At 60.7% G+C, this 24,308-nt stretch carries 20 protein-coding genes; 10 read left to right on the top strand and 10 right to left on the bottom strand.

Annotated elements, in window-relative coordinates:
• On the bottom strand, positions 1-1,076 hold a 1,076-nt coding region (gene ychF / locus Q4P21_RS10930), incomplete at its 3' end, for a redox-regulated ATPase YchF (RefSeq protein WP_303388798.1).
• A 131-nt stretch (positions 1,077-1,207) separates the two neighbouring features.
• Between ychF and Q4P21_RS10925 the strand changes: the two genes are divergently transcribed.
• The gene (locus tag Q4P21_RS10925) at positions 1,208-2,404 is read left to right on the top strand and encodes a DNA recombination protein RmuC (protein WP_303388797.1); all 1,197 of its coding nucleotides are present in this window, start codon (positions 1,208-1,210) and stop codon (positions 2,402-2,404) included.
• On the opposite strand, the gene Q4P21_RS10920 is transcribed toward Q4P21_RS10925, so the two are convergent.
• Positions 2,405-3,484 carry a 4-hydroxy-3-methylbut-2-enyl diphosphate reductase gene (locus Q4P21_RS10920; RefSeq protein ID WP_303388796.1) on the bottom strand — a complete coding sequence of 360 codons (1,080 nt, stop codon included), beginning with the start codon at positions 3,482-3,484 and terminating at the stop codon, positions 2,405-2,407.
• Positions 3,485-3,494: 10 nt separating this feature from the next.
• Positions 3,495-4,295: a hypothetical protein gene (locus Q4P21_RS10915; protein WP_303388795.1), complete on the bottom strand. Its 801-nt coding sequence runs from the start codon at positions 4,293-4,295 to the stop codon at positions 3,495-3,497.
• Positions 4,296-4,494: 199 nt separating this feature from the next.
• On the opposite strand from Q4P21_RS10915, the gene xseA reads away from it, so the two are divergent.
• Together xseA and Q4P21_RS10905 are read left to right on the top strand one after the other, a co-directional pair.
• Positions 4,495-5,799: an exodeoxyribonuclease VII large subunit gene (xseA, locus tag Q4P21_RS10910; RefSeq protein WP_303388794.1), complete on the top strand. Its 1,305-nt coding sequence runs from the start codon at positions 4,495-4,497 to the stop codon at positions 5,797-5,799.
• A complete protein-coding gene (locus tag Q4P21_RS10905; protein ID WP_303388793.1) occupies positions 5,796-6,074 on the top strand; it encodes an exodeoxyribonuclease VII small subunit in 279 nt (92 codons plus the stop codon). The genes xseA and Q4P21_RS10905 overlap by 4 nt, the downstream gene beginning before the upstream one ends.
• A 64-nt stretch (positions 6,075-6,138) precedes the next feature.
• On the opposite strand, the gene Q4P21_RS10900 is transcribed toward Q4P21_RS10905, so the two are convergent.
• The 4 genes from Q4P21_RS10900 to Q4P21_RS10885 form a co-directional block, all read right to left on the bottom strand.
• A complete protein-coding gene (locus Q4P21_RS10900) occupies positions 6,139-6,993 on the bottom strand; it encodes a polyphosphate kinase 2 family protein (protein ID WP_303388792.1) in 855 nt (284 codons plus the stop codon).
• A 14-nt stretch (positions 6,994-7,007) separates the two neighbouring features.
• Complete coding sequence (locus Q4P21_RS10895) at positions 7,008-8,225, bottom strand: pyridoxal phosphate-dependent aminotransferase (protein ID WP_303388791.1); 1,218 nt, start codon at positions 8,223-8,225, stop codon at positions 7,008-7,010.
• A 67-nt stretch (positions 8,226-8,292) separates the two neighbouring features.
• Positions 8,293-9,264 carry an ABC transporter substrate-binding protein gene (locus Q4P21_RS10890; RefSeq protein ID WP_303388790.1) on the bottom strand — a complete coding sequence of 324 codons (972 nt, stop codon included), beginning with the start codon at positions 9,262-9,264 and terminating at the stop codon, positions 8,293-8,295.
• 26 nt (positions 9,265-9,290) lie between these two features.
• The gene (locus Q4P21_RS10885; RefSeq protein WP_303388789.1) at positions 9,291-11,207 is read right to left on the bottom strand and encodes a beta-galactosidase; all 1,917 of its coding nucleotides are present in this window, start codon (positions 11,205-11,207) and stop codon (positions 9,291-9,293) included.
• 212 nt (positions 11,208-11,419) lie between these two features.
• Between Q4P21_RS10885 and Q4P21_RS10880 the strand changes: the two genes are divergently transcribed.
• Positions 11,420-12,442: a LacI family DNA-binding transcriptional regulator gene (locus Q4P21_RS10880; protein ID WP_303388788.1), complete on the top strand. Its 1,023-nt coding sequence runs from the start codon at positions 11,420-11,422 to the stop codon at positions 12,440-12,442.
• Positions 12,443-12,459: 17 nt separating this feature from the next.
• On the opposite strand, the gene Q4P21_RS10875 is transcribed toward Q4P21_RS10880, so the two are convergent.
• Entirely contained in the window at positions 12,460-13,380 is a 921-nt protein-coding gene (locus Q4P21_RS10875) for an N-acetylglucosamine kinase (RefSeq protein ID WP_303388787.1), read from the bottom strand.
• A gap of 17 nt (positions 13,381-13,397) precedes the next feature.
• Between Q4P21_RS10875 and Q4P21_RS10870 the strand changes: the two genes are divergently transcribed.
• From Q4P21_RS10870 to corA, 3 genes are all read left to right on the top strand, one after another.
• Positions 13,398-14,453: a nitronate monooxygenase gene (locus Q4P21_RS10870; RefSeq protein WP_303388786.1), complete on the top strand. Its 1,056-nt coding sequence runs from the start codon at positions 13,398-13,400 to the stop codon at positions 14,451-14,453.
• A gap of 101 nt (positions 14,454-14,554) precedes the next feature.
• A complete protein-coding gene (locus Q4P21_RS10865) occupies positions 14,555-15,070 on the top strand; it encodes an Lrp/AsnC family transcriptional regulator (RefSeq protein WP_207344170.1) in 516 nt (171 codons plus the stop codon).
• A 42-nt stretch (positions 15,071-15,112) separates the two neighbouring features.
• Positions 15,113-16,108: a magnesium/cobalt transporter CorA gene (gene corA / locus Q4P21_RS10860; RefSeq protein ID WP_303388785.1), complete on the top strand. Its 996-nt coding sequence runs from the start codon at positions 15,113-15,115 to the stop codon at positions 16,106-16,108.
• A gap of 17 nt (positions 16,109-16,125) precedes the next feature.
• On the opposite strand, the gene Q4P21_RS10855 is transcribed toward corA, so the two are convergent.
• Positions 16,126-17,412 carry an ATP-binding protein gene (locus Q4P21_RS10855; RefSeq protein WP_303388784.1) on the bottom strand — a complete coding sequence of 429 codons (1,287 nt, stop codon included), beginning with the start codon at positions 17,410-17,412 and terminating at the stop codon, positions 16,126-16,128.
• Positions 17,413-17,564: 152 nt separating this feature from the next.
• On the opposite strand from Q4P21_RS10855, the gene Q4P21_RS10850 reads away from it, so the two are divergent.
• The 3 genes from Q4P21_RS10850 to Q4P21_RS10840 all read left to right on the top strand — a co-directional run bounded on the left by Q4P21_RS10850 (position 17,565) and on the right by Q4P21_RS10840 (position 23,906).
• The gene (locus Q4P21_RS10850) at positions 17,565-18,194 is read left to right on the top strand and encodes a malonic semialdehyde reductase (protein WP_303388783.1); all 630 of its coding nucleotides are present in this window, start codon (positions 17,565-17,567) and stop codon (positions 18,192-18,194) included.
• A 323-nt stretch (positions 18,195-18,517) separates the two neighbouring features.
• Positions 18,518-23,119, top strand: a complete 4,602-nt coding sequence (locus Q4P21_RS10845) for a family 20 glycosylhydrolase (RefSeq protein ID WP_303388799.1) — start codon at positions 18,518-18,520, stop codon at positions 23,117-23,119.
• A gap of 232 nt (positions 23,120-23,351) precedes the next feature.
• Complete coding sequence (locus Q4P21_RS10840; RefSeq protein WP_303388782.1) at positions 23,352-23,906, top strand: putative immunity protein; 555 nt, start codon at positions 23,352-23,354, stop codon at positions 23,904-23,906.
• Positions 23,907-24,080: 174 nt separating this feature from the next.
• Here the strand turns inward: Q4P21_RS10840 and Q4P21_RS10835 are convergent.
• Positions 24,081-24,308 (bottom strand): LPXTG cell wall anchor domain-containing protein (locus Q4P21_RS10835; RefSeq protein ID WP_303388781.1); only part of this gene is annotated, 228 nt, incomplete at its 5' end.

Genomic DNA, 24,308 nt, shown 5'->3' with positions numbered 1-24,308 from the left:
AAGCGGAACTCCACCACGTCGCCGTCGTGCATGATGTATTCCTTGCCTTCGATACGAACCTTGCCGCGGGCCTTGGCCTCGTGCATGGAGCCTGCCTCCATCAGGTCATCAAAGTGGACCACCTCGGCCTTGATGAAGCCGCGCTGGAAGTCGGTGTGGATCACGCCGGCTGCCTGTGGGGCGGTGTCGCCCTGGCGGATGGTCCAGGCGCGTGATTCCTTCGGTCCGGCGGTCAGGTAGGTCTGTAGGCCGAGGGTGTGGAAGCCAACGCGTGCCAGCTGGTCGAGACCGGATTCCTCCTGGCCGCTCATCTCCAGCATTTCACGGGCTTCGTCCTCGTCGAGTTCCACAAGGTCGGCCTCAAGCTTGGCATCCAGGAAGATGGCGTCGGCCGGTGCCACCAGTGCGCGCAGTTCTTCCTTGCGTTCCGGGTTGCCCAGGACGGCGTCGTCAACGTTGAATACGTAAATGAAGGGCTTGGCCGTCAACAGGCTCAGTTCCTTCAGGTGTTCCATCTCCAGCTTGTCGCTCTTGACGGAGGAGAAAATGGTGTCGCCGCGTTCGAGGACGGTCAGGGCAGCCTTCACGGCGTTGAGCTCCGCGGCTTCGCGCTGCTTGAGCTTGACGGCCTTTTCAAGGCGCGGGATGGCCTTTTCGATGGTCTGCATGTCAGCCAGGATCAGCTCGGTGTTGATGGTCTCCATATCGGAGCGCGGATCAACCTTGCCGTCCACGTGGATCACGTCCGGGTCGTCAAAGACGCGGATGACCTGGGCGATGGCCTCTGCTTCACGAATGTTGGCCAAAAACTTATTGCCCAGGCCCTCACCTTCCGAGGCGCCCTTCACGATCCCGGCGATGTCCACAAATGACACCACGGCCGGGAGCAGGCGCTGCGAGCCGAAGATGCCAGCAAGCTGTGCCAGGCGGGGGTCCGGGAGGTTGACGACGCCAATGTTCGGCTCGATCGTGGCGAACGGGTAGTTCGCAGCGAGCACGTTGTTGCGCGTCAAAGCGTTGAAAAGGGTTGATTTGCCGACGTTGGGCAGTCCGACGATGCCAATAGTAAGAGCCACGGTATGTGATTCTACAGTTAGGGCCCGCTTTTGTGCCTATTGCGCCGCTTTGCCAGTCTTTCACCGCCGCGCACCACTTGGTGAAACGCCGTGAAACGCAGAATGTCAGTGCCCCGTGCGAAAGTGGTTCCATGACTGGAATTGGCTGGCTTGTAGCGGTTTTGATGTTGTTGGCAGGGGTGCTTCTGGGCGCTGCCCTGGTGGCCCGGCTGTTGTTGGCCAGATTGCGCGGGGCTGAGGGGGAAGCGGACGCAGCCCACAGCCGTGCGGCTGATTTGAACGCCCGTTTTGCCGCTGCTGACGCCGAACGCAGGCTGTTGTCCACACAGAACCATGCCCTGACGGCGCAACAGGGCTCGGACGCGTCCGTGCTCCAAGCCCTGGGACCCGTGGCGGAGAAACTCAACGCCGTCCAGCGTCAGGTCTCGCTGCTTGAACGCGACCGCGTGGAACAGTACGGCCAGCTGGCCGAGCAACTTCGTGAGGCCAAGGACGCCGACGCCAAATTGCTGGCCACCACGTCTTCCCTCGCTTCCGCCCTGCGTTCCACCAGTGCCCGCGGCAAGTGGGGTGAGGTGCAATTGCGCCGCGTGGTGGAAGCTGCCGGGCTGCTCTCCCACGTCGATTTTCAGGAGCAGGTGCACACTGCAACCGACGACGGCGTGCACCGTCCCGACATGGTGGTCAGGCTGCCTGGCGGCAAGGAGCTGGTCTTGGACGCCAAAGTTCCGTTGAGTGCATTCCTCAATGCGCACGACGCCGGCCCGGAAGACAGCGCCGAAGCCCGCCAACATTTGGCCCGCCATGCGAAGGCGGTCAAATCCCACATTGATGCGCTGGGCAGCAAGCAGTACTGGACTTCGGCAAGGAACTCCCCAGAACTGGTGATTTGCTTTGTCCCCGTGGAGTCCATTTTGTCCGCAGCCCTCATGGCCGACCCCGAGCTGCTGGACTACGCCATGGCAAAAAATGTCGTCCTTGCCTCACCGATCTCCCTGCTGGCCATCTTGAAGTCCGTCGCCTTCACGTGGCGCCAGGATGTGCTGACGGAAAGCGCCAAGGAACTTTTTGAACTTTCGGCGCAGTTGTACTCGCGTCTGGGCACGATGGGTGAAGCGGTTTCAGCCGTGGGAGTGTCGTTGAAAACCAGCGTCGAACGCTACAACAAGCTAGTGGGGACGCTGGAAGCCAGAGTTCTGCCCACTGCCCGCAAGCTCAACGCCATGGATCCTAAAACCCTGGACTCCCCCGCACCTGTTGAGGTGGCACCACGGGGGCTTTCCGCGCCTGAGTTCGAAGCGCCCGGCCGGCTGGGTGCCGCTGGCTGATCACATCAAGTTGGAGCTCCGGATGCCCTTGTAGTCAGGGTCGCCAGCTGCCTTCATCGTTGCGCGCAGTTCCTTGGGCAGGGAGAACAGGATGTCCTCCTGGGCCGTGACCACTTCTTCCACTGATCCGTAGCCATATTCGGCGAGCAGGTGCAGCACATCCTGAACCAGAATTTCAGGAACCGAGGCACCGCTGGTGACGCCCACAGTGGCCACACCCTCGAACCAGGTCTCGTCGATTTCGTTGGCAAAGTCCACGCGGTGCGAGGCCTTGGCTCCGTATTCCAAGGCAACCTCCACGAGCCGGACGGAGTTGGAGGAGTTGGCGGATCCAACCACGATCACCAAGTCCGCCTGCGGGGCGATCTCCTTGATGGCCGACTGGCGGTTGGTCGTGGCGTAGCAGATGTCGTCGCTGGGAGGGTTTTGCAACTTGGGGAATCGTTCACGCAGGATTTCAACAATTTCCATTGTCTCGTCGACTGACAACGTGGTCTGGGAAAGCCAGATCAGGTGTTCGGGGTCCTCAACGTGGACTGTTCGGGCCTCTTCGGGATTGTTGACGATCGTGATGCTCTCCGGGGCTTCGCCGTAGGTTCCTTCCACTTCCTCGTGGCCTTCGTGGCCGATCAGCAGGATGTGGTTTTCTTCCTTGGCAAAGCGGACGGCTTCCTTGTGCACCTTGGTTACGAGGGGGCACGTCGCGTCTATGGTGCGCAGTCCTCGCTCTTCAGCGGACTTGACTACAGCCGGGGAGACGCCGTGCGCGGAAAAGACCACCAGCGCACCTTCCGGCACTTCATCGTTTTCGTCCACGAAGATGGCTCCACGTGCTTCAAGAGAGGACACCACATGCACATTGTGCACAATCTGTTTGCGGACGTACACGGGTGCGCCGTAGTGATCCAGCGCCTTCTCAACAGCGATGACAGCCCTGTCCACCCCTGCGCAGTAACCGCGGGGCGCAGCCAGCAGTACGTGCTTTTCACCCTTCACTGGAGCAGCGGCGGCAATGTCTTCCGGCGTGCGGCGGCGGCGCGGAACAGTGGGCATGGGAACGGAAACGGCAGTGGTGCTCATGCCCACCATCCTACGTTGTGCGCCTGCGACCCACCACGAGAGATGCGACACCGACTGCCGCCACCACACCTGCCAGAACAAACGTGAGCGTTATTCCCCCTTGCCAGCTGTCTCTTGCGAGCTCCGCCACCTGTGCGCCAATTTGGGTGGCTGACCCCGGTCCCAGGACCAGTGCGGAGAGGTAGCGCTGAGCCGCGCCGGAGGCCAGCAGCCACAGCAACGCCACGATTCCCAGTCCCACTCCGCTGGCAACAACGGTCAGCGCACGGCGCCTGGCCACGATCACTCCCAGCGCCAGAAGGTCAACGGCGATGAACACCATCCAGCCCGACCACCCTCCCAGCGTGACCGCAAGTGGAAGAGCTCGTGCGATTTGCGGCTGTTCCATGCCGACCACGACCTCCTTGGGAATGGGCACGGTGGCTCCCACATCCGCAGTGACCTTGGCCGCAACCAAGTCCACCAGGGGGGCAAGGTCCAGTTGCAAGTCCTCGGCAACTTCGGATTTTCCTGCTGCTGCAAACGTCAGTGCGTGGCTGCGCTGAAGAGTTTCCGACCATGCCTGCGGGTATCCGGGATCGCTGTAGATGTTTTGGGCTGCGGAATTGATGATTTCCACGGCCAGCTTATTCAGAAATGACGGCAGGTTCAGTGATGCCGCGGCTTGGCCGGACAACAGCGTAGTGAGGCTTTCCTGGAACTCCTTGTCGCCGCCCAACGGGCCGGCAAGCGCCACAAAACCGTCTTGGTCCACTACATTGCGTTGCAGCCACAGGGACGGCCCGGCAACGGCCGCCAATACCAACGCCATTATGACAAGAATTGCTGAACCCGCAGTGCGCATTTATCGTCCCTAGAAAAGCACAAGTACATTCGATAATAATTTTCAACATTAGTGCATGCCTGTGGATACCTCACCCCCAGTGTCGGCGGTGAAAGCTAGAGTTGGTGCAGGGCCACATCCGGCGGCCCGGCAGGACACTTTTAGTGAAGGGCGGCGAACTGCACCCATGGCGGAAACCCCTGAACGCAAAATCATTGCAACAACAGCGGCAACAGCGGCAGAGACGTCGCCGGACAACCCTTGGCCGTTGCAACTACTCAGCCAGAAGCTCAAGGCACACATTGAGAAGGCCCCGCCGGCGTGGGTCGAAGCGCAGGTCATTGAACTCAACAAACGCGCCAATGTGAGCTATCTAACTCTGCGGGACATTGACGCCGAAGTTTCGCTCAGCGTCACTGTATGGGGTTCAGTTCTAGGCCGGCTGGAAGCACCCTTGGAACGCGGTTCGCGCGTCGTAGCCCAACTCAAGCCCGATTTTTGGCTCAAAACCGGACGTCTCTCCATGCAGGGCCAGGACATCAGGCCCGTGGGTTTGGGCGATTTGCTGGCCCGCATTGAAAAGCTGCGTCAGGCTCTGGCTGCGGAAGGTCTCTTTGATGTCCGGCGCAAGAAGCCCCTGCCGCTCCTGCCCCACAGGATTGGCCTCATCACAGGCCGCAATTCCGACGCCATGAAGGACGTTGTACGCAACGCGTCCCTGCGCTGGCCGGCCGTGGAGTTTGAGATCCGCGAGGTAGCCGTGCAGGGAGTCAATGCGGTTGCCGCTGTGACTGCAGCACTGGCCGAACTCGACGCCGACCCCCGCGTTGACGTCATTGTCATTGCCCGTGGAGGTGGGTCATTGGAAGATCTGCTGGCTTTTAGCCACGAGTCTTTGGTCCGTGCCGTTGCCGCCGCGCAGACACCTGTGGTGAGCGCCATCGGACACGAAGCCGACCGCCCCCTGCTGGACGAAGTGGCGGACCTGCGGGCATCCACACCCACCGACGCCGCCAAGCGCATTGTTCCCGATGTTGGGGATGAATTGCGGCGCGTGGATGCAGCCCGTCAGCAGCTCAACCGGCGCATCCATGACCTGTTGAGTCGTGAATCCGAGCGCCTCGCATACCTGCGCTCACGCCCGGTATTGGCGAATCCACACATCATGATTTCCACCAAGTACGACGACGTCACCGCGTTCCGTGCCCGAGCCCTGACCGCCGTGCGCACCCAGGTGGGGCGCCACGGTGACCGTCTGGCCCATCTGCGTGCCCAGGTTCGAGCCTTGTCGCCACAAAAGACCCTTGACCGCGGCTATGCGGTTGTCCAACTAGAGGACAAGAGCATTGTCCGCGACCCCACTCAGGTCACCGCCGGCACACCCCTGAAAATTCGCGTAGCCGGAGGCGAATTTGCCGCAACCGGAGCACAGCACACCTTCGCCGGCCCTGCGCCAGCCACCTCGAACACATCAAAAAAGGAAAACGCATGAGCCCCTCAAAAGACGCACCCACTCCCACCTCAAACAGCACAGCAGCGAACGGCACGGCAGCAGACCTCACCTCGGCAGGTGTTGCCGAGTTGAGCTACGAGCAGGCGCGCGAGCAGCTGATGGAAGTCGTCAATAAGCTGGAGGCCGGCAGTTCCAGCCTTGAGGATTCTCTCGCCCTGTGGGAGCGCGGGGAAGCCTTGGCCAAGCGCTGCGAGGAATGGCTCGAAGGTGCCAAGGCCCGGCTGGACGCAGCCCGCACCACCAGTGAATCCTAAAGCTCCCACCGCTATGACTTGAAGCGTGCATGGCCTGACGCGGCCACGGCGTGCAGGCTCTGGCTTACGCGTGCTTCAGGCGGGCACGTTCCTCGGCGAGGTCAAAGTCCCCCGCCGGCCATTGCAGGTTCAACCCTCCCAATGCCTTGATGAGAATTTCCTGCACAGCCATGCGGGCGTACCACTTCTTATCTGCCGGGACCACATGCCATGGAGCATGTTCAGTACTCGTCCGCTCGAAGACCCGTTGGTACGCGTCCATATACTCCGGCCAGAACTTGCGTTCTTCCAAGTCCGTAGGGCTGTACTTCCAATATTTGGTGGGATCCTGCAAGCGTGCGGTCAACCGTTCCAGCTGCTCTTCCGTGCTGACGTTGAGCATGATTTTCACGATAGTAGTGCCAGCAGCAACCAGTTCCGCTTCAAAATCATTGATGGCGTCGTAGCGACGCTGCAGTTCGGTTTCATCTGCCCATGCGTGGACACGGTGGATCAGCACATCCTCGTAGTGGGAGCGGTCAAAAACACCGAACATGCCCGCTTCCGGCGCAGCTGGCCGTACTCTCCAGAGGAAATCGTGCGCTTTTTCCTCATCGGTGGGTGCCTTGAACGTTGTCAGCTTCACACCTTGGGGATCCACTGAACCCACCACATGGCCCACGATTCCGCCCTTTCCAGCGGTGTCCATGGCCTGCAGAATCAGCAGAATGGACTTTGTGCCACCAAAGCGACTTTCGGCAAACAGCTGTTCCTGTAACTGCGCAAGCACAGGTGCCCGTGCAGCCAGAGTCTCTGCGCCGTCGGACTTCTTTCCCGAGAACCCGGGAGCCACATTCGTGGGCTGCCCTGCCAGGACGAATCCCGGCCCAACCCGCAGTAGTTCGGAAGGGTGGTCGCTAAAGCCGACGGGCAGTGACATGGTGGAGCCTTTCGCTAGGGTTTGTATGTGCTCAGGAACTCTGCAATGCGGCCAATGGCTTCTTCCAAGTCAAGAAGGTTTGGCAAGGTGACAAGGCGGAAGTGGTCAGGACGAACCCAGTTGAAGGCGGTGCCGTGTGAAATCAGAATTTTTTGTGATTCCAGCAAATCCAAGGCGAACTTCTCATCACTCTTGATGGGATACGCTTCCGGGTCAAGCTTCGGGAACAGGTACAGTGCTCCCTTTGCCTGGTTGGTGCTGACCCCTGGAATGTCATTGAGCATGCGGTAGGCCAGATCGCGCTGGTCCCGCAGCCGCCCACCCGGCAGGATCAGGTCCTGAATACTCTGGTGACCGCCCAAAGCAGTTTGGATGGCGTGCTGCCCAGGGGCGTTGGCGCACAACCGCATGCTGGCCAGCAGATTGATGCCTTCAAGGTAATTGGCAGCCGACGCTTTCGGTCCCGAGATCGCCAACCAACCGGATCTGTATCCACAAATTCTGTACGCCTTGGACAATCCGCTGAACGTCATGCACAGCACATCGTCGCCGGTGATGGTGGCGGTGTTGATGTGTTCGGCGTCGTCGTACAGGATTTTCTCGTAGATCTCATCCGAGAACACCACCAGATCGTATTTCCTGGCCAAGTCGACCATGCCCTGAACAATGTGTTTTGGGTACACGGCACCGGTGGGGTTGTTGGGGTTGATGATCACCAGTCCCTTGGTCTTGGGGGTGATCTTCGCGGCAAGGTCTTCAAGGTCCGGCCACCACTCGTTGTCTTCATCGCAGAGGTAGTGCACGGGACGCCCGCCAGCCAAGCTCACAGAGGCAGTCCACAGCGGGTAATCGGGGGTTGGAATCAGGACTTCATCGCCGTTGTTCAGCAGCGCCATGAGGGAGAGCGTAATAAGTTCGCTGACGCCGTTGCCTAAATAAACATCATCGACGTGGATGTTCCGGATGCCGCGCGTCTGGTAGTACTGCACCACGGCCGTCCGCGCGGAGAAAATACCACGCGAGTCTGTGTAGCCCTGGGCGTGCGGAAGGTGACGGATCATGTCCACCAGGATCGCGTCCGGGGCTTCAAAGCCGAACGGCGCCGGATTGCCGATATTAAGTTTCAGGATCCGGTGGCCCTCGGACTCCATCTGCTGCGCCCTTTGCAGCAGTGGACCGCGGATGTCATAGAGGACGTTGTGGAGCTTGGTGGACTGGGTGAATTCTGCCATTTACCCAATATGGCACACCGCAGCCGATGTTTGGCTACGCAACGGCCATGCACATGCAGCGCAATGGCTAGGAATGGGCCTTTGTCAGCCCTTGTTGCACCAGCCACGCGCTGGCAGCATCCGTTACGGCGTCATAATGTCCGTCAAGGGCCAGCCGGTTCAGGTTGCCCAGTTCATCGATGCCCAGTGCGGCACTGACCTTATTGACACCACTTTGCGCAGTGGCTGGCACCTTCCCGGTGGCCACGAGAGGGACAATATTCTGGCTCGGAAACAACTGCTTGGGATCATCAAGCACCACCAGTGAATTGTCTGCGATGGCCGGCGAAGAGGTGTGCATGCTGATCATCTGGGCGTCATCGCGCAACAGCGCCCAAAGGATGCTGTCAGCACTATAGTTGGCGGTGGGCTGCAGCGGCAGATACTTTTTGGGCACGCAGTTGTAGTCGCTGCCGAGTCCGGGCAGTCCATTGGGTTTTGTCATGAACGCCGCCGTGCCGCTCATGATCAGCTTGTCGCACACCTGGCCAATGTCGCTGAGACTCTTGAGCTGATATTTTTCTGCCGTCACGGCTGTCACCACCACGGCATTGCGGTCTTCGGCCTTCGCCGCATCCAACTGGCTGATGCCGGTGGGCAGCGCTGCTTTGAGCGCACTGACCGAGTCAGCAGCCGAACCAACAGCGGGACCTGCCGCAGGGTCGACGCCGGACAGGGCAAGTCGGGAGTACACCGGAATCAGGTCTATGCTGCCGGATTCAAAGCTGGTGACGAGCTGACTGGGCATCACAGGAGTGGGTACGACAGTCGCCTCGACGCCGGCTGCCTTCAACGCCGCGGCATAGACGTGTGCCAGCAGCGCGCCTTCTTGCGGATTGACGCCGTCGGGCACTACGGGCGTGCCGACTTTCAGGGCAGGCTCACTTGGCCCCTGCGAAGCACTGGGGATGTTCACAATGGGTTCGGGCGTGCAGGCAGTGGTTGTGCCCAGCAACATCGCAGCCACACCCAGTGCGGCCATGAGTTTCCGATGCGCCACTGCCTGCTCCTCAAACTTGTTTCCGGTTAGCCCAAATCCTCAACATACGTTACCCCGGTAAGGCCCAGATCGGGTTCTTCGTGGAATTGTACCTGCGTTCCGCCTTGCTCAAGCTCAAGCACCGTGATCTTGTTGCTGCCAGGCTGCAACAGCGGGCCGGGAACGTACAGGGTCACCTGTGGTCCGATCTCCCAGAAGCGTCCCAGCAGGAAGTCGTTGACCCACACCAGCCCTTTTCCAAAGCCAGGCAGGGCAAGATGGGTATCGGCGGCTTGCTCGAGGCGCAGTTCGCCGTGGAACCAGCCTGCCCCGCGAGTCTCCGAGGCCAGCGCTGTGGACTTGGCGCTGTCAGGATTCTGCGCACCGTTTTGCACCACCCCCACTTGCAGCAGTTCGGTGAGCGGCTGTTCCAAGTTGATCGGGCGCTGCTCCCAATGGAAGACGTAACGCTGGTTGATCAGGACGCCGTCGAGGATGCCCTTGCCTTGGCCAAAATTCGGGCCGTAGTTGATGCGGCCCTGGTTTTCCACAAGGATCTCAAGCACGGCAAGCTCACCGGTGCCGGTAACGTTCAAGCCTTCTTGGCAGTTGGCGTCGGTGAGTACGCCCGCGTAGACGTTATCCACCCAAATGTAGGCCCTGTCGTGCAGGCCGCGGATTCTGATGGTCCCTTCGCCCATGGGCAGCACCGCCTGGGCAGTGTAGTGAACGAGGCCACGGTCCAACCCCATCTGCTCAAAGGACATCGGCTTGACACTGCGCACCGGCTCCACTGCCCGGACAAAGTCCAGCAGGGCCGTGCCGCGCTGCATGTCCACGGTACAAGCCGGGATGACAGGTGCCGGGTGCTCCAAGTGGGCGGGAATGGGCGTCAGCTCCCGTCCGGATGCGGTGTGGAAGGCCTCGCGCATGGCGTGAAACTTCTCGGTCAGGCGGCCGTCCTCGGCGATCGGGGCGTCGGAGTCATAGCTTGTAACCGTCGGCTGGATGGAGCCGTCATGGTTGGCCCCCGAAGACAGCCCAAAATTGGTTCCACCATGGGCCATGTAGAGGCAGATCGAGCCACCAAGGTCAAGTATTTTCGTGGCTTCTGCGGACGCATCGGCAGCACTGCGGGTGTGGTGGTCCTCGCTCCAGTGATCAAACCAGCCGTTCCAAAACTCAACGTTGAAGAACGGCTCGCCCGGACGTCGTCGCTCCCAGACGGTGTCCGCATCGTCCCCGCGCGAGCCCAGGGTCGCCGTTGCCCACGTGTCTGGCAGGGCGCCGCCGTCGAGGAAGTAGTCCGTGCCGCCGTCGGCCGTGAACAACATTTCAGTGATGCCCCTGTCCAACAGGGCCTGGCGATTCCAGCGCAGGTATTCCTTGTCGTCGCCATAGCTGCCGTACTCATTTTCAATCTGGACCGCAATCACGGGGCCGCCATGGCAGGCCTGTAGCGGCTCAATGACTGGCAGCAACGTATCGAACCACTTCTCCACCACATCCGTGAACAATGGGTCCGAGGAACGCAGCACCATGTCAGGATTGGAGATGGCCCAGGACGGGAATCCGGCATTGTCCCATTCAGCACAGATGTAGGGGCCAGGCCTGACAATGACGTCCAGGCCTGCATCGCCAGCCATGCTGATGAAGCGGGCGATGTCCCGCCAACCGTTGAAGTCCGGGGCAGCGTCTTCATAAGGCTGGTGGAAGTTCCAGGCAATGTAGGTGTCCAGGGTATTCACACCCATGGCCACAAGCCTGTCAATCCTGTCCTGCCACTGCTCGGGGTGGATACGGAAGTAGTGGACGGCACCGGCAATGATGCGGTGCGGCTCACCGTTCTTGAAAAGCATTCGATCTGCGTAGCTCAGTGCGGAAGTCGCGGCCTCGGTATCCATTGATGCAGCCAGTACTGATGCACCAGGGGCTGCCCCTGACAAGGTCGTGAACTGTGACAACTAGACTCCTACACTAATGTTCCAAAGGAAGAAAGAGAAAACTGTTATGGATAACAATCTTAGGCGAACACCCTCGGTTAAACGAACGAGGATGTAGGTAACAATAGGGGATTCACGGTATGTTACAAGTAAACAAACCTTCTTGCAGCTGGGTTCGCCCAAAAGAAGCGGTGCCTAAACAGGCAAGCGTACCCCATATCCCAAGGAGAGCAATGAGTACCGAGCAGTTCACCCGTGGGCCAGCTATGCGCGATGTTGCCGCAGCAGCCGGAGTCTCAGCACAAACAGTTTCACGGGTGCTCAACGACCATCCCAACGTTCAAGACAGTACCCGGCGTCGCGTCATGGCTGTCATTGAAGAGCTCGGCTACCGGCGCAACAACACCGCCCGCGCCCTGGTCACCGGGAAGTCCCGGACCCTCGGCGTGCTAACGCTGGCAACCAACAATTATTCGCGGTCCTCGCTTGCGCTCGGCATTGAGTTGGGCGCACGCGAAGCCGGTTACACCGTGAACTCAGTCACCTCAAGCCTTAGCGCCACTGCACTGACCGACGCCGTCAGCCGGCTGGTGCATCAAGGCGTGGACGGCATTATCATCGCCGCTCCGCTGCAAGACGCCGCCGAGCAGGTTCGACACATCACCGCACGGATTCCCACCGTCAACACCGACGGCTCCTCCAGCATGGGCGACAGCATGGTGGGTGTTGACCAGGATATTGCCGCGGTTTTGGCGACCAGGCATCTGCTGGACTTGGGCCACAAGACAGTGTGGCATGTGGCTGGGCCCGCAGATTGGTCCGATGCGGCCAGCCGCCTGAACAGCTGGCGCCGAACCTTGAAGGAAGCGGGGAGGGAAGTGCCTCCGGAACTTCACGGTGATTGGAGCCCGGAATCCGGCTACCGCAATGGTCTTATTCTGGCGCGTATGCCAGAGGTCACCGCCATTTTGGTGGCAAGTGATGAGATGGCCTTTGGTGTGCTGCGTGCACTGACTGAACTGGGACGGCGCATCCCCGAGGACGTCTCGGTCGTGGGCATCGATGACATCGATCTGGCCGCATTCTCAAATCCACCACTGACCACCATCCGCCAGTCTTTCGAAGACACGGGCCGCCGTGCCGTGCATCGCCTCGTATCCCAGATTGCACACCCGGAAGAGGCAATGACCCCCGACCTCGTGGCACCCACTCTGGTGATCCGCAGCAGCACCGCTCCCCCACCGCCGGGCAGCTGAAGTTCCGGACGAGCAGTTCAGGTAGCAGGCTGCTGCGCGCCGACTAGAAGCGGGATGCCAAAAATGGGGTCCTGTTGCAAGATGTGTACATCATGGAGTCCCAATGCGGCCAGCTGGAGCTTAAACGCTTCCTGCAAGGCGGGGACATTGCTGCCCATGCCACTGCCCAGCACGATGGGGCCCGGGATATCAAGCTGGCTAGCGACCTTGGCCGCCATGCCAGCCAAGTCTGCGGCAGCCTGCACCACCATGGCACACGCTTCCGCATGCCCTTGCGCTGCCGCGGCAAAGACCACCGGAGACGCGGCAGCCCAGTAACGCCGAGTGGTGTCTTGGTGGAAATGACGAATGAGCTCTCCTGGGTGAGCAAGTCCGCAGTATTCCAACAGGGCTGCCGTGAGTTCATCGGCAGGCTGCCCCGCGTCCATCCGCCGCAGGCTGTGGCGCACTGCTTCCCGGCCCAGCCAGTAGCCACTGCCTTCATCGCCGAGCAGGTATCCCCAGCCGCCGGCCCTGGCTTGTTTCCCTTCAGCGTTGACGCCCCAGGCAGCCGAACCGGTCCCCGCGATGACGGCCACGCCCTCGCTGGCCCCCGATGCCGCAAGCAGCAAGCGGGTGTCATGGACCACGCTCACCTGGACACCAGGAACAAAAGGTGCGATGAGGCTGCGTAGTGCCGCTGCGTCGTCGTCCGTGTCAATACCGCCCGCGCCGGCAAAGACTTCAGTGGCACCGGCGGCCTCCAGCTGGGCAAAAAGCTCCGCCATGTTTTCACGAGCCGTTTCCACACTTACGTTTTGGACATTGGTGCTTCCCACGCTGTGGTCGGAGGTGACGGCGCCGCCGGTCCAGACGATTCCACGGGTTTTGGAGCCGCCAATGTCCAAGCCCACAAAGCGGGCCTGACGTGTCGATACGTTAAGAGGGTCTTTGTCCACGCCTCTAGACTAGTGGCATGTTCAGCACACCCTTAATAGCAGCCCCCATGGCCGGTGGAACGACGACGCCGGAGCTCACCTTGGCAGTCCAAGGCGCCGGAGCTTTTGCTATTGCCGCCGGAGGGTACAAAACCGCGGAACAGTTGCGCGCACACATTGCGCCTCTGCGTGCCAGCGGCCTGGACTTTGGCGTCAACTTGTTTGTCCCCCGTCCTGCCGCGGAGTTGCGAGCGCGTGAGCAGGACGCTTTGTTGGATGCGTACCGCACCGCACTGCTGGCAACGGCTGCCCGGTACGGCGCGGAGCTGCCGCAGGAACTGCCTTCTGCCGAGGATCCGCGTGTGCAGGACTTTTCGGCGGAGAAAATTGCCCTGCTGCTGGCGGATCCGGTTCCAGTGGTCAGCTTTACCTTTGGCTTGGCCCCGGCCAGTGTTGTTGACCAGCTGCACAAGGCAGGCACCCGTGTCCTCGCATCGGTGACAAGCGTTCCAGAGGCACTGGCCGCTGCTGAGACCGGAGTTGATGCCCTGGTGGTTCAGCACACCAACGCCGGCGGCCATACGGCAGCCTTTTTGCCCGTCCCCGCAGCTGGAGATTCCAGCGATCCGGCCAAGAACCGCACACTTCCACAGCTGATTGCGGCGGTGAGTGCAGCTGTGGAATTGCCGCTGGTTGCCGCCGGCGGTGTCAGCGATGCAGCAAACGCGAAGGCCGCTCTTGCTGCCGGCGCGCAGGCGGTGGCCATCGGCACAGCCTTGATCCGCACCCATGAGAGTGGGGCCAGGTCGCTGCACAAGGACGCACTGGCCGATCCCGCCTATACCCGCACAACCCTGACAAGGGCCTTTACGGGAAAGCTCGCCCGCGCATTGGAGAACGACTTCGTCCGCACCTTTACGCAGGCGGCCCCCGAAGCGTATCCGGAAGTACACTTCCTCACGGCGCCGCTGCGGGCAGCTGCCGCGGCAGCCGCAGATCCACAGTCCCTCAACCTATGGGCCGGCACCGGCTGGAAATCCGCCCAGGCAGCTCCGGCTGCAGACGTGGTGCAGGCATTCCTCCGCGAACTCTAAACTCCTACAGATCAAATATTCGGTAATTTGCTAGAATTGCGAACGAACGCATACAGCACTTGGCAGTATTACGACGAAATTCAGGACTCTTGGAGGGCCTCATGGCAACACCGGCGAAGAACGTTCGACGCGAGCAAGCACAAGGTAACCTGTCAACCGAGGTGCTGGACGCCGTCGACCGCCAGATCATCGACACACTGCTAGCTGATGCCCGCATCACGAACCGGGACCTCGCCGACGCCGTCGGGATCGCACCGTCAACGGCACTGATGCGAACCCGTGCTCTCATGGAACGCGGAACGATTGAAGGCTTTGAGGCAAAACTGAACCTCACCTCGATCGGCCGCGCCGTGCAGGCCCTCATCGCTGTGCGGCTGCGCGCCCACGACAGGGACCAGATCGATGCCTTCACGTCCCGGGTACCGCTGTTGCCCGAGGTGCTTTCCACGTTCCACACCTCCGGTTCGGTGGACTACCTGCTCCATATTGCCGTCCGCGACACCGATGCATTGCGTGACTGGGTGCTGGACAACCTGACGACCGACCCTGTGGTGGGTCATACCGAAACCACCCTCGTCTTCAAGCATATTCCGGGGCACACGGGACCAATCGGCTGACCCTGCACGCATTGTCCTACCTCCCTCGCCCATAATAGGCAGGTGACCATCATTGATAATGCCGTCTATGTTGACGGCAAACGCTTCGCCAATCCCGACAGCCTCGATCAAACCTATGAGGTGATGGATTCCTGCCACGGCATGGCGTGGATAGGCATGTTCCGGCCGGATGCTGACGAAATGCGTTCGCTCGCATCCGAGTTTTCACTCCACGAGTTAGCCGTGGAAGATGCCATCAAGGCCCATCAGCGGCCCAAGCTGGAACGTTACGACGACGTCCTGTTCACTGTGCTGCGCCCGGCCCGCTACGACGATGAGAGTGAGACAGTGGAATTTGGCGAACTGCACGTTTTCACCGGTCCGGACTTTGTCGTCACCATCCGCCATGCCGAGACCCCCGGCCTGGGCTCAACCCGGACACGTCTGGAAGCTGACCCGGAACTCCTGGCGCTGGGCCCTGAAGCGGTACTTTACGCCATCATGGATCAGGTGGTGGACGACTACCAGCCGGTGATCCTTGGCTTGGAAAATGACATTGACGAGATCGAAGACCAGCTTTTCGCCGGCGAGCCGCACGTCTCACTGCGCATCTATCAGCTATCCCGTGAAGTCATCCAGTTCCAGCGCGCGATCCATCCTTTGCAGGACATCCTGCAACAGCTCAAGGCCGGCTTTGAAAAATTCCGTGCAAACGTTGAACTGGAGCGGCGTTTAAGGGACGTGGAAGACCATGTTGAAACTGTCACGGCGAAGGCGGACTCCTTCCGCCAGCTGTTGCAAAATGCGCTGACAGTTGACGGCACACTGACCACGAACCGGCAAAATGAGGCCGCTGCCGCGGAGAACGAGCAAGTAAAGAAAATCTCCTCCTGGGCAGCCATCATCTTCGCCCCGTCCTTTGTGGGATCCATTTACGGCATGAACTTTGACATCATGCCTGAACTCCACTGGGCGTACGGATACCCCTTCGCCTTGACATTGATGTTCCTGGTGGGCCTTGTCATGTATGTGATCTTCAAGAAGAAGGGCTGGATCTAAGACCACGCGGTCCCAGGCTACGTTCTTGCCAGTGCGGCAATGTCCTCAAGGAATTCTGCCGCCACGGCGTCGCTGACCGTGGCCCTCGTCTCCGCGACGGTTTCCAAGTAGTCGGCCGTTTCCGGGCCACTGCGTGTGGTGAGCTGATCGTCGTCGTACACGGCCTTCTCCAAGGCGCGCTGGGAGGCGCTGCGGGCAGCAAACTCAATGTCGGCCGGTGAGAAGCCGGCACTGGCCTCCACGAGCATTTGAACGTCGATTTGCCCGGCGACTGTGGCTGGAATGAACCGCTGCCACATGGCAGCGCGGGCCTGCTCGTCGGGCAGCCCGATCGGGATGACATAGTCGAAGCGGCCGTGGCGCAGAAAAGCGGAATCCAGAGACCGGATGAAGTTCGTGGCACAGACCAGGATTCGCCCGGGCTGGTCGCGGAAGGCCGGGATGATCTTGAGCAGCTCATTGGTGACGCCCTGCATCGGGGAGGGCGGCTCCCCCGAACGTTGCGACGCGATCTCCTCCACCTCGTCGATGAACACCACAGCGTGCTCCAACTCCGCGATGTCCAGGAAGGTTTGGCGCAGGGCTCCGGCGAGTCCACCGGGATCCCCTGCCAGCCTCGACGGGAACACCTCCACAAACGGCCACTCCAGCCTGGAAGCGATGGCCTTGGCAAAGGTGGTCTTGCCCGTGCCGGGCGGACCAAACAGGACGACGGCGCGCGGCGGCACTACACCAAACTCTTCAGCCAGTTCCGACTTGGCCAGAGGCAGGACCAAACGGCGCTCCAGCAGTTCCTTTTCAGCGCTCATTCCCGCGACGCGGTCCCAGAGGTCCCGTGGCAGGATTCTGCCGCCAAGGTCCTCAAGCGCACCGCGTTCAGCGCGCTGTACGGGGATGCGCCGTTCAAAGTAGCGAAGGTTCTTTTTCACGACGAAACCCCGGTTGCTGAAAGCTTCAACGCGGGTTTCTGTCTCCGGCATGAGTGCGGAAAGCTTGTTCAGTCTGTAGCTGGCCATGCGGCGTTCGACGGCGGCCAGCAGCAACGTGCCTATCCCGCGGCCGCGGAAGGAGGGGCGGGTGGCAAGAAAAACGATCCAGCCCTGGTCGTGCGCTGCACGCCCCACGGCGGCTCCGACAATTTCCTCACCTTGGACCGCCACCACGGCATGGTCCTTTTCACAAGATGCCAGCACTTCGGAAAGGTCATAGACCGGTTCGACGCCGTCTTCGCGCAGAGCCTGCCACAGCTGAAGAATGCCCTCAACGTCTTGTGCATGAAAATCGCGAATAACCCATGTCGTCATAAAACTGCCGCTCCTTTGCGTTGGCCACTGCCCGCATCATGGCACAGCAACGCCTGTGTGTTCCACTTCACGGCCAATTTGGAAACATTTAGGACCTTGCCAGCGCTGTAAGACACGAAGAACGTTCACTGGAGTTAGAGAAAGCTGATCACATGAGCCTTGACGTTGCCACCGAACCGGACATTCACCATGAACTCATTGTTGACAAGGAAGCTGCGGCAGCATTGTTCCTTGAGGCCCGCACCGCCAACAACTGGGCGGATGGGGAGATAGCCGAGGAAACCCTCCAGGCCGTTTATGCATTGACCAGGATGGGCCCGACTGCCATGAACATCCAGCCGCTGCGCATCACGTGGGTCCGCTCGCCTGAAGCCCGTGGCCGCCTGGCCGTGCACATGAACGACGGAAACCGGGCCAAAACCCTCGCCGCACCCATGGTTGCCGTGTTGAGCTACACCCCCGAATGGCATGAACTGCTCCCCACCACGGCACCGCACATGTCCTCAATGGTGCCGACTTTTGAGTCGAACCCCGACGCCCGCAAGCTCATGGCCGTGAACAACGCCCACCTGCAAGCGGGATATTTCATCATGGCCGCCCGTGCCGCAGGACTGGCGGCCGGGCCTATGACCGGCTTCGATGCTGCGGGACTCGACTGTGAGTTCAACGCTGACTCCGACAGTAAATCCTTCATGGTGGTAAACCTTGGGCGCCCTAGCGATGTTATCGATCGCCCACGCCTTCCCCGGCTTGAATACGATGCGGCAACCGTAACCTTGTAAGAATTGTTTACAGCGTTTCGGGCTGCCCGGACTGCTCGGCCAGCAGGTGCGCCGCTTCTAATTTTCATGGAGGCGGCGCATTGTATTCGGCAAATATGCCTAGATGGCGGCGCTTCAACGTGCGGCATGTATCTGCCCGGCTGACACATTTTCAGCCGCTGGTGCCAGTGTTGCAGCCGGTCGCGCCCCACGCACGCCGTTTTGGACCACCCCCTGGCACGTAATACCGTCCGAGCGCCTTTCCTTCCTTTTCTGATATGGATAACATCACCCTTGTGTGATTTGTGTCTCCCGTTTCAGCAAAGGATGAATACGTGCGTTCCATGTGGAAGAAAACATTAGCGATGGCGGTGGTGACCCCTGCCATGCTGCTAACCATGGCGGCGCCGCCCGTGGTGGCGGCTCCCGGCGACTCCGCGTCGACCAATCTTGCCTTGGCCTCGGCCGGGGCAACCGTCACCGCCTCCGGCAATGAGTCCGCCACCAGCAATGGTGCCGACCTGGCCATTGACGGTAGTGGAACCACCCGGTGGTCCTCGGATCATGCCGACGATGCACAGCTGACAGTGAAGCTGGCCAAGCCGGCGGTCATCGACAAGATCGTCATCAAATGGGAAGCCGCCTGTGCCGCCCAGTACAAGCTGCAGGTCTCAACAGACGGGGTTTCCTTTGTGGATGCCACGGACGTTATTTCCCGTGCCAACTGCGCTCCGGAAACCCCCGACACCCAGACCATCGCTGCGGCTTTGGCTGGCAGTAAATACCAGTATGTGCGCATGCAGGGCGTGAACAGGACGCCCATTGCTGGCACCAAATGGGGCATCTCACTGTTTGAAATGGAAGTTTGGGGCGTCCCGGCTGCTGCCGGCCAAAACGTTGCGCTGGCCTCAGCCGGCGCAACGGTGAGCTCCTCCGGCCAGGAAGTCGCAGGCCAGTGGGGTCCCGCCCTTGTCATTGACGGCGACACGGATGCCACCAAGCCCAACGCCCAGCAGTCCCGCTGGTCCTCTAACACGGCTGACAATGCCCACATCACCGTCAAGTTGGCTGCGCCGACCGTCATTGACCATGTAGCCATCGTCTGGGAAAAGGCGTGCGCCGCCAAGTACAAGCTGCAGATCTCAACCAACGGAACGGACTTCGTCGACGCCACAGGCGAGATCGCACCCACCTGCAACACGCGCGACGTGCAGAAACTCAACGCCAGCGTTGCTGGCAGCGCCTACCAGTACGTTCGCATGCAGGGTATCGACCGCACGCCGATCGACGGCAAAAAATATGGCATCTCCCTGTGGGAATTCGAAGTGTGGGACGGCGAAGAAGCCACCACACCAACCCCTGCTGCCGAGCCCATCAACTTGATCCCGCTGCCGGTCAACATGGAAACCCCGGATGAGGCACCCTTCAATCTTGGGGCAGGCTCGCGCATCGTGGCCAACACCGCCGCCAGCAAGACGAGTGCCAGCTTCCTCGCCAATATCTTGCGCACCTCCACTGGCCTTGAACTGCCCGTAGTGGACGGCACAACGGGCGACGCGGACGACATCGTGTTGCTTCAAACCCCTGGCGAAATCCCCAATTTGGGGGCTCAGCTTCAGGAAGAGGCCTACACGCTTAGCGTCGACGCACTCACGGGTGCCAAGGTCACCGCGGCGACCGATGACGGTATCTTCAACGGCATCCAGACCCTGCGCCAACTTTTCCCGGCGTTCATTGAGTCAAAAACCAAGGTCAACGCCAACTGGTCTGCTCCAGCCGTGGAAATCTCCGACGCTCCGCGTTTTGACAAGCGAGGCATGATGCTTGACGTAGCCCGCGACTTCAAGACCCCTGCCGAAGTCAAGGCCATTATCGATTCCCTGGCTGCCTACAAGATCTCCACTTTACACATGCACCTTGCCGACGATCAGGGCTGGCGCATCCAGATCACCAACGACGGCAAAAAAGCCGGCGATGACATTGACTACAACCTTCTGACTGAGGTCGGTGGCAAATCGGCCATGACCCAGTTCAACCGCACCTATATGGACCACCTCGGCTACACGGGCTTCTATACCCAGGACGAATACAAGGACTTGGTGGCCTATGCCGCCGAACGCCACATTGAAGTCATCCCGGAAATCGACGTTCCGGGGCACACCTCGGCCATCCTGCACTCAATTCCCCAGCTGAACACTGCCGGCACCAAGCCGAGCGTTGATGAATGGGGAGTAGTTCCCGCGGATGGTACCGGCAATGTAGGAACGTCCACCTTGGATGTCAAAGCACCGCAGACGTGGACGTTCCTTGAGCACGTTTTCGGACAGATTGCGGACATGACACCCAGCAATTACATCCACATTGGCGGCGATGAGTCCCATGTAACGGGACACGACAACTATGTCGAGTTCATCACCAAGACGGTGAAAATCATCCACGACCTGAACAAGAAGCCCATCGGCTGGAACGAGGTCGCCATCGGCGGGCTCGAAGAAGGCGACGGCATTCAGTACTGGGTTGGCGGGACCGAGGACACGCTGAAGGCCATCCAGGACAAGGGCGCCAAGCTCATGGTCTCCAATGGCTCCACGGCGTATCTGGACATGAAGTACAACTCGAAGACCCCGATTGGCCTGACCTGGGCCGGAATGGGCGACTTCCCCACGTATTACAACTGGAACCCAGCTGCAGTGGTTCAGGACGCCGGGGTCAACCTTCCCGACTCAGACATCCTTGGTGTTGAGGCCCCGCAGTGGTCCGAGACGATCCGCGGCGGAGAGCAAGCCGAATTCATGATCTTCCCACGCGTGATCTCCTTTGCCGAAATTGGCTGGACTCCTCAGGCGCAGCGCAATGTCACTGACTTCAAGGTCCGCATGGCAGGCATGGGCACGCGCATGCTGGCCAATGGCACCAATTTCTATGACGGCAACGAAGCCAAGTGGAACTCCGCGCTGGCAGGTCTGCCCGTGGCTGTCTCCCCCGGCAAGGCTCTGAACCTCAATGTTGGACAGCTGGCAGCACCTGGCACGAAGGCATCGGCCGATGGCTCCTCTATTGCCGTTGACTCGGTTGACGACGCCGACGGCGTGAGCGCCTCGAGCATCGTGGGCAATCTTGGTGCGAGCATCAACTGGGGTGATGGTACAGCCGCCACCGCTGCAACTTTCGTTGCCAACACGGCACGCAACCACATGTCCTCCGGCAGCCTGTACCAGTTGCAGGGAACCCACAGCTACGCCACAGCAGGAAACTACACAGGGACCTTGACGGCAACTAACGGAACAACGGCAAAGTTCACCGTGGTTGTTGCTCCCGGCACCGCCGACCCTGAGCTTCCCTACGTTTGGGATTCAGCCCAAACCCCCACGTTGGAAACAACTACCTCCACCGTCCGCGCCGGATACCGGGCATTGACCACCTTGACCGGATTCGTACCCGGCCAGTATGTGACACTCACCCTAGGCGGCAACAAGGTCGGTACTGTCCTTCCCGATGCCGAAGGCAAGGTGACCTTGCAGATGCCGGTTTACCCAAGCACCTACACGGGCAAGAATGCACTCACTGCCACGCAGGGTGAGCGCACGGCCAGCACCACTTTGGATGTGGAGTCAAGTGTGGTTCCACTGCCGAACAAGATCACGCAGAGCGAGATCTCCATCGCCTCGGTCTCGTCCCAGGAACTAGCTGGCGAAACCGCACCGAACGGTCCTGCTGCTGCTCTGCTCGATGGCAAAGTGGACTCCTTCTGGCACACCAAATGGAAAGGTGGCACAGAGGAGTTCCCGCACTCCGTTGTCTTTGACCTGGCCAAGAGCTACTCCGTGACGGGCTTCGAATACACCCAGCGCCAGTCCAACACCAACGGCAAAATCAAGGACTACGAGATCTTTGTCTCCGACAGCCCCACCGACTTTGGCACCAAGGTTGGATCAGGCTCCTTCGCAGACATTGCCCGTCCCCAGGTGGTGACCATTGAAGGAGGCAAGGTTGGCCGCTACGTGAAGCTGGTGGGCCTGAACTCCATCGCTGGCAACAGCTTCGGAGGTGGTGCGGAAGTCAACATTGGCGGCGTCCTCCCGGACGCACCGGTTGAATCCACTCCGACCCTGACGGCACAATCCGGCACCGTCGAAGCTGGCAAGGACCTGTCGGTCTCGCTGAAGGGGTTCCCGGCCAACACTGCGGTAACACTGGCACTGACCCCGGGCGGAACAGCTCTGGGTACTGTCACGACTGATGCCCAAGGTTCGGCCACCAAGTCTGTTACCATCCCCTCGACCGTTGTGGCGGGCGCTTACACGATTTCCGCCACGGCGGGCGGGGCTTCGACCACGCTCAAACTGACGGTGACCGCCGCAGTTCCCCCGACGACGGAACCCACCACGAAGCCGACCACTCCGGCAACCACGGAACCCACCACGGCGCCGACCACCGAGCCGACCACCGGCATCGATGGTGAGGATGCCACAGGTAGCACCAACGTTGGCACAGTTGCGGCAGGCCAGGCAGTGACCATCACCGGACAGAACTTCAAGCCGGGAACCACCGCCACGTTCACGCTGCACTCAACCCCGGTGGAGCTGGGCACCTCCGTCGTTGCAGCTGATGGCACCGTGTCCCTGACAGCGACCGTGCCAGCCAATGTGCCGGCTGGCAAGCACACCGTTGTCATCACCGGCACGGATATTGCAGGGGAAGCCACCGAGGTCAGCATTCCGTTGACGGTGGTCGCTGCCAGCACCACCCAGAGTGGCAGCACCACGGGCAACAGCACGACTTCGGTCATAAGCACCGCGGCCGGCAACGGGGGAGCATCTTCTTCCGATGGGTTGGCCAGCACGGGCTTTAGCCTGCTGCCGCTCGGCTTGGCCGGCGCAGCGCTGGTCCTGCTCGGTGGCTTGGTAGCCCTGCGCAGGTCTTCCCTGAAGGGCGCCCGCCACTAGGGTGCAGCAGTAACTCCAGCACGAACAATGCGGGGGTTTCGGGAGCCGGAAGGCCCCTGCAGCCCCCGCACGTGCGACCACGCACGGAACGCTCCCTCACATCCGAGGGAGCGTTCCGTGCTTAAGCGGTCGGAGCAGAATAGAGGAAAATCCGTATGCCAAGTCCGACTGCTGCGGCACAGTCACCTTGCAAGCAGGCGATTGCCACGTACTGGCGGCGTAAAGTTCCAGCATGATTCTCCCCATTGTTCGGGACCCTCGTCTCGTGAGCATGCGCCGTGGTGGGACGCTCACCGAACCCGACCACCAGCTTCTCGCGGTGTGGGCGGCCGCCTGTGCCGAACATGTGCTGCCTTTGTTCGAGGAGTCGAACCGAGGGGACTCCCGACCTCGTGAGGCGATTGAAGCGGCACGGGCTTGGGCTCGCGGCCAAGCAACGATGATGCACACCCGTGCGATCGGCGGGCATGCCATGGGCGCTGCTCGACCTTTGAGGGGCGCTGCGCGCTTTGCGGCGTACGCAGCGGGCCAAGCTGCCTGCGTTGCTCACGTTCCTGAGCACGACCTCGGTGCCTCTGCCTACTCCATCAAGGCAGTTCAGTCTGCAGCTCCCCGGGAAAAGGAACAAGAGGCAGGCCAGGCTGAGCGCGACTGGCAGCGGCGGCGGATTCCTGACATTCTTCGCGACCTCGTTCTCGAAGACCAAACCCTGACGCGCTGGCCTCACCCACCAGGGGTTCGGAGTTCTCCCAGCTGCATCATCATTCTCACTGGCACTGTTGTCTAAACGTCCAGCTTAGGTCTGCTGACGTGCACGCCGGCCCAAGAGGAAGAAAGTTCCTCCAGTGTCGCTGACTCCAAGCTTCCGCCACGCTCTCTGACGAGAACACAAAAGGGCCCTGTACCACCCATAATCAGGTGGCACAGGGCCCTTTGTGTTTTAGCTATGATCTACTTTTATCTATGACCTGCGTCCGCGGCCTTCACGGCGCAGTCGGAGACCCACAACGGCCCCGCCAACAAGCAGCAGCAGCGCGGCGAAAGACGCTAGGCCGGCTGTGTTGCTGCCGGTGTTTGCCAGATCGCTGTCGGTGTCCGCCGTAGCAGTCACAGTTGCAGCCGGTTTGGTGTCATTCGTCGGCTTCACAGTCGGCTCAGTCGGCTTGACCGTCGGTTCCGCCGTCGGCTC

The sequence above is a fragment of the Arthrobacter sp. genome, assembly GCF_030540645.1.
Taxonomy (GTDB): Bacteria; Actinomycetota; Actinomycetes; order Actinomycetales; family Micrococcaceae; genus Specibacter.
Note: the sequence above shows the minus strand (reverse complement) of the source record. Positions and strands in the feature narration are given on the sequence as shown.

Excerpts from the sequence above, each read along its gene's own strand:
- xseA (WP_303388794.1), top strand. The coding sequence starts at position 4,495 with ATGGCGGAAACCCCTGAACGCAAAATCATTGCAACAACAGCGGCAACA.
- Q4P21_RS10900 (WP_303388792.1), bottom strand. The coding sequence starts at position 6,993 with ATGTCACTGCCCGTCGGCTTTAGCGACCACCCTTCCGAACTACTGCGG.
- Q4P21_RS10925 (WP_303388797.1), top strand. The coding sequence starts at position 1,208 with ATGACTGGAATTGGCTGGCTTGTAGCGGTTTTGATGTTGTTGGCAGGG.
- Q4P21_RS10850 (WP_303388783.1), top strand. The coding sequence starts at position 17,565 with ATGAGCCTTGACGTTGCCACCGAACCGGACATTCACCATGAACTCATT.
- Q4P21_RS10855 (WP_303388784.1), bottom strand. The coding sequence starts at position 17,412 with ATGACGACATGGGTTATTCGCGATTTTCATGCACAAGACGTTGAGGGC.
- Q4P21_RS10865 (WP_207344170.1), top strand. The coding sequence starts at position 14,555 with ATGGCAACACCGGCGAAGAACGTTCGACGCGAGCAAGCACAAGGTAAC.
- Q4P21_RS10915 (WP_303388795.1), bottom strand. The coding sequence starts at position 4,295 with ATGGCGTTGGTATTGGCGGCCGTTGCCGGGCCGTCCCTGTGGCTGCAA.
- Q4P21_RS10880 (WP_303388788.1), top strand. The coding sequence starts at position 11,420 with ATGAGTACCGAGCAGTTCACCCGTGGGCCAGCTATGCGCGATGTTGCC.
- Q4P21_RS10895 (WP_303388791.1), bottom strand. The coding sequence starts at position 8,225 with ATGGCAGAATTCACCCAGTCCACCAAGCTCCACAACGTCCTCTATGAC.
- Q4P21_RS10905 (WP_303388793.1), top strand. The coding sequence starts at position 5,796 with ATGAGCCCCTCAAAAGACGCACCCACTCCCACCTCAAACAGCACAGCA.
- Q4P21_RS10840 (WP_303388782.1), top strand. The coding sequence starts at position 23,352 with ATGATTCTCCCCATTGTTCGGGACCCTCGTCTCGTGAGCATGCGCCGT.
- Q4P21_RS10845 (WP_303388799.1), top strand. The coding sequence starts at position 18,518 with ATGTGGAAGAAAACATTAGCGATGGCGGTGGTGACCCCTGCCATGCTG.
- Q4P21_RS10920 (WP_303388796.1), bottom strand. The coding sequence starts at position 3,484 with ATGAGCACCACTGCCGTTTCCGTTCCCATGCCCACTGTTCCGCGCCGC.
- Q4P21_RS10870 (WP_303388786.1), top strand. The coding sequence starts at position 13,398 with ATGTTCAGCACACCCTTAATAGCAGCCCCCATGGCCGGTGGAACGACG.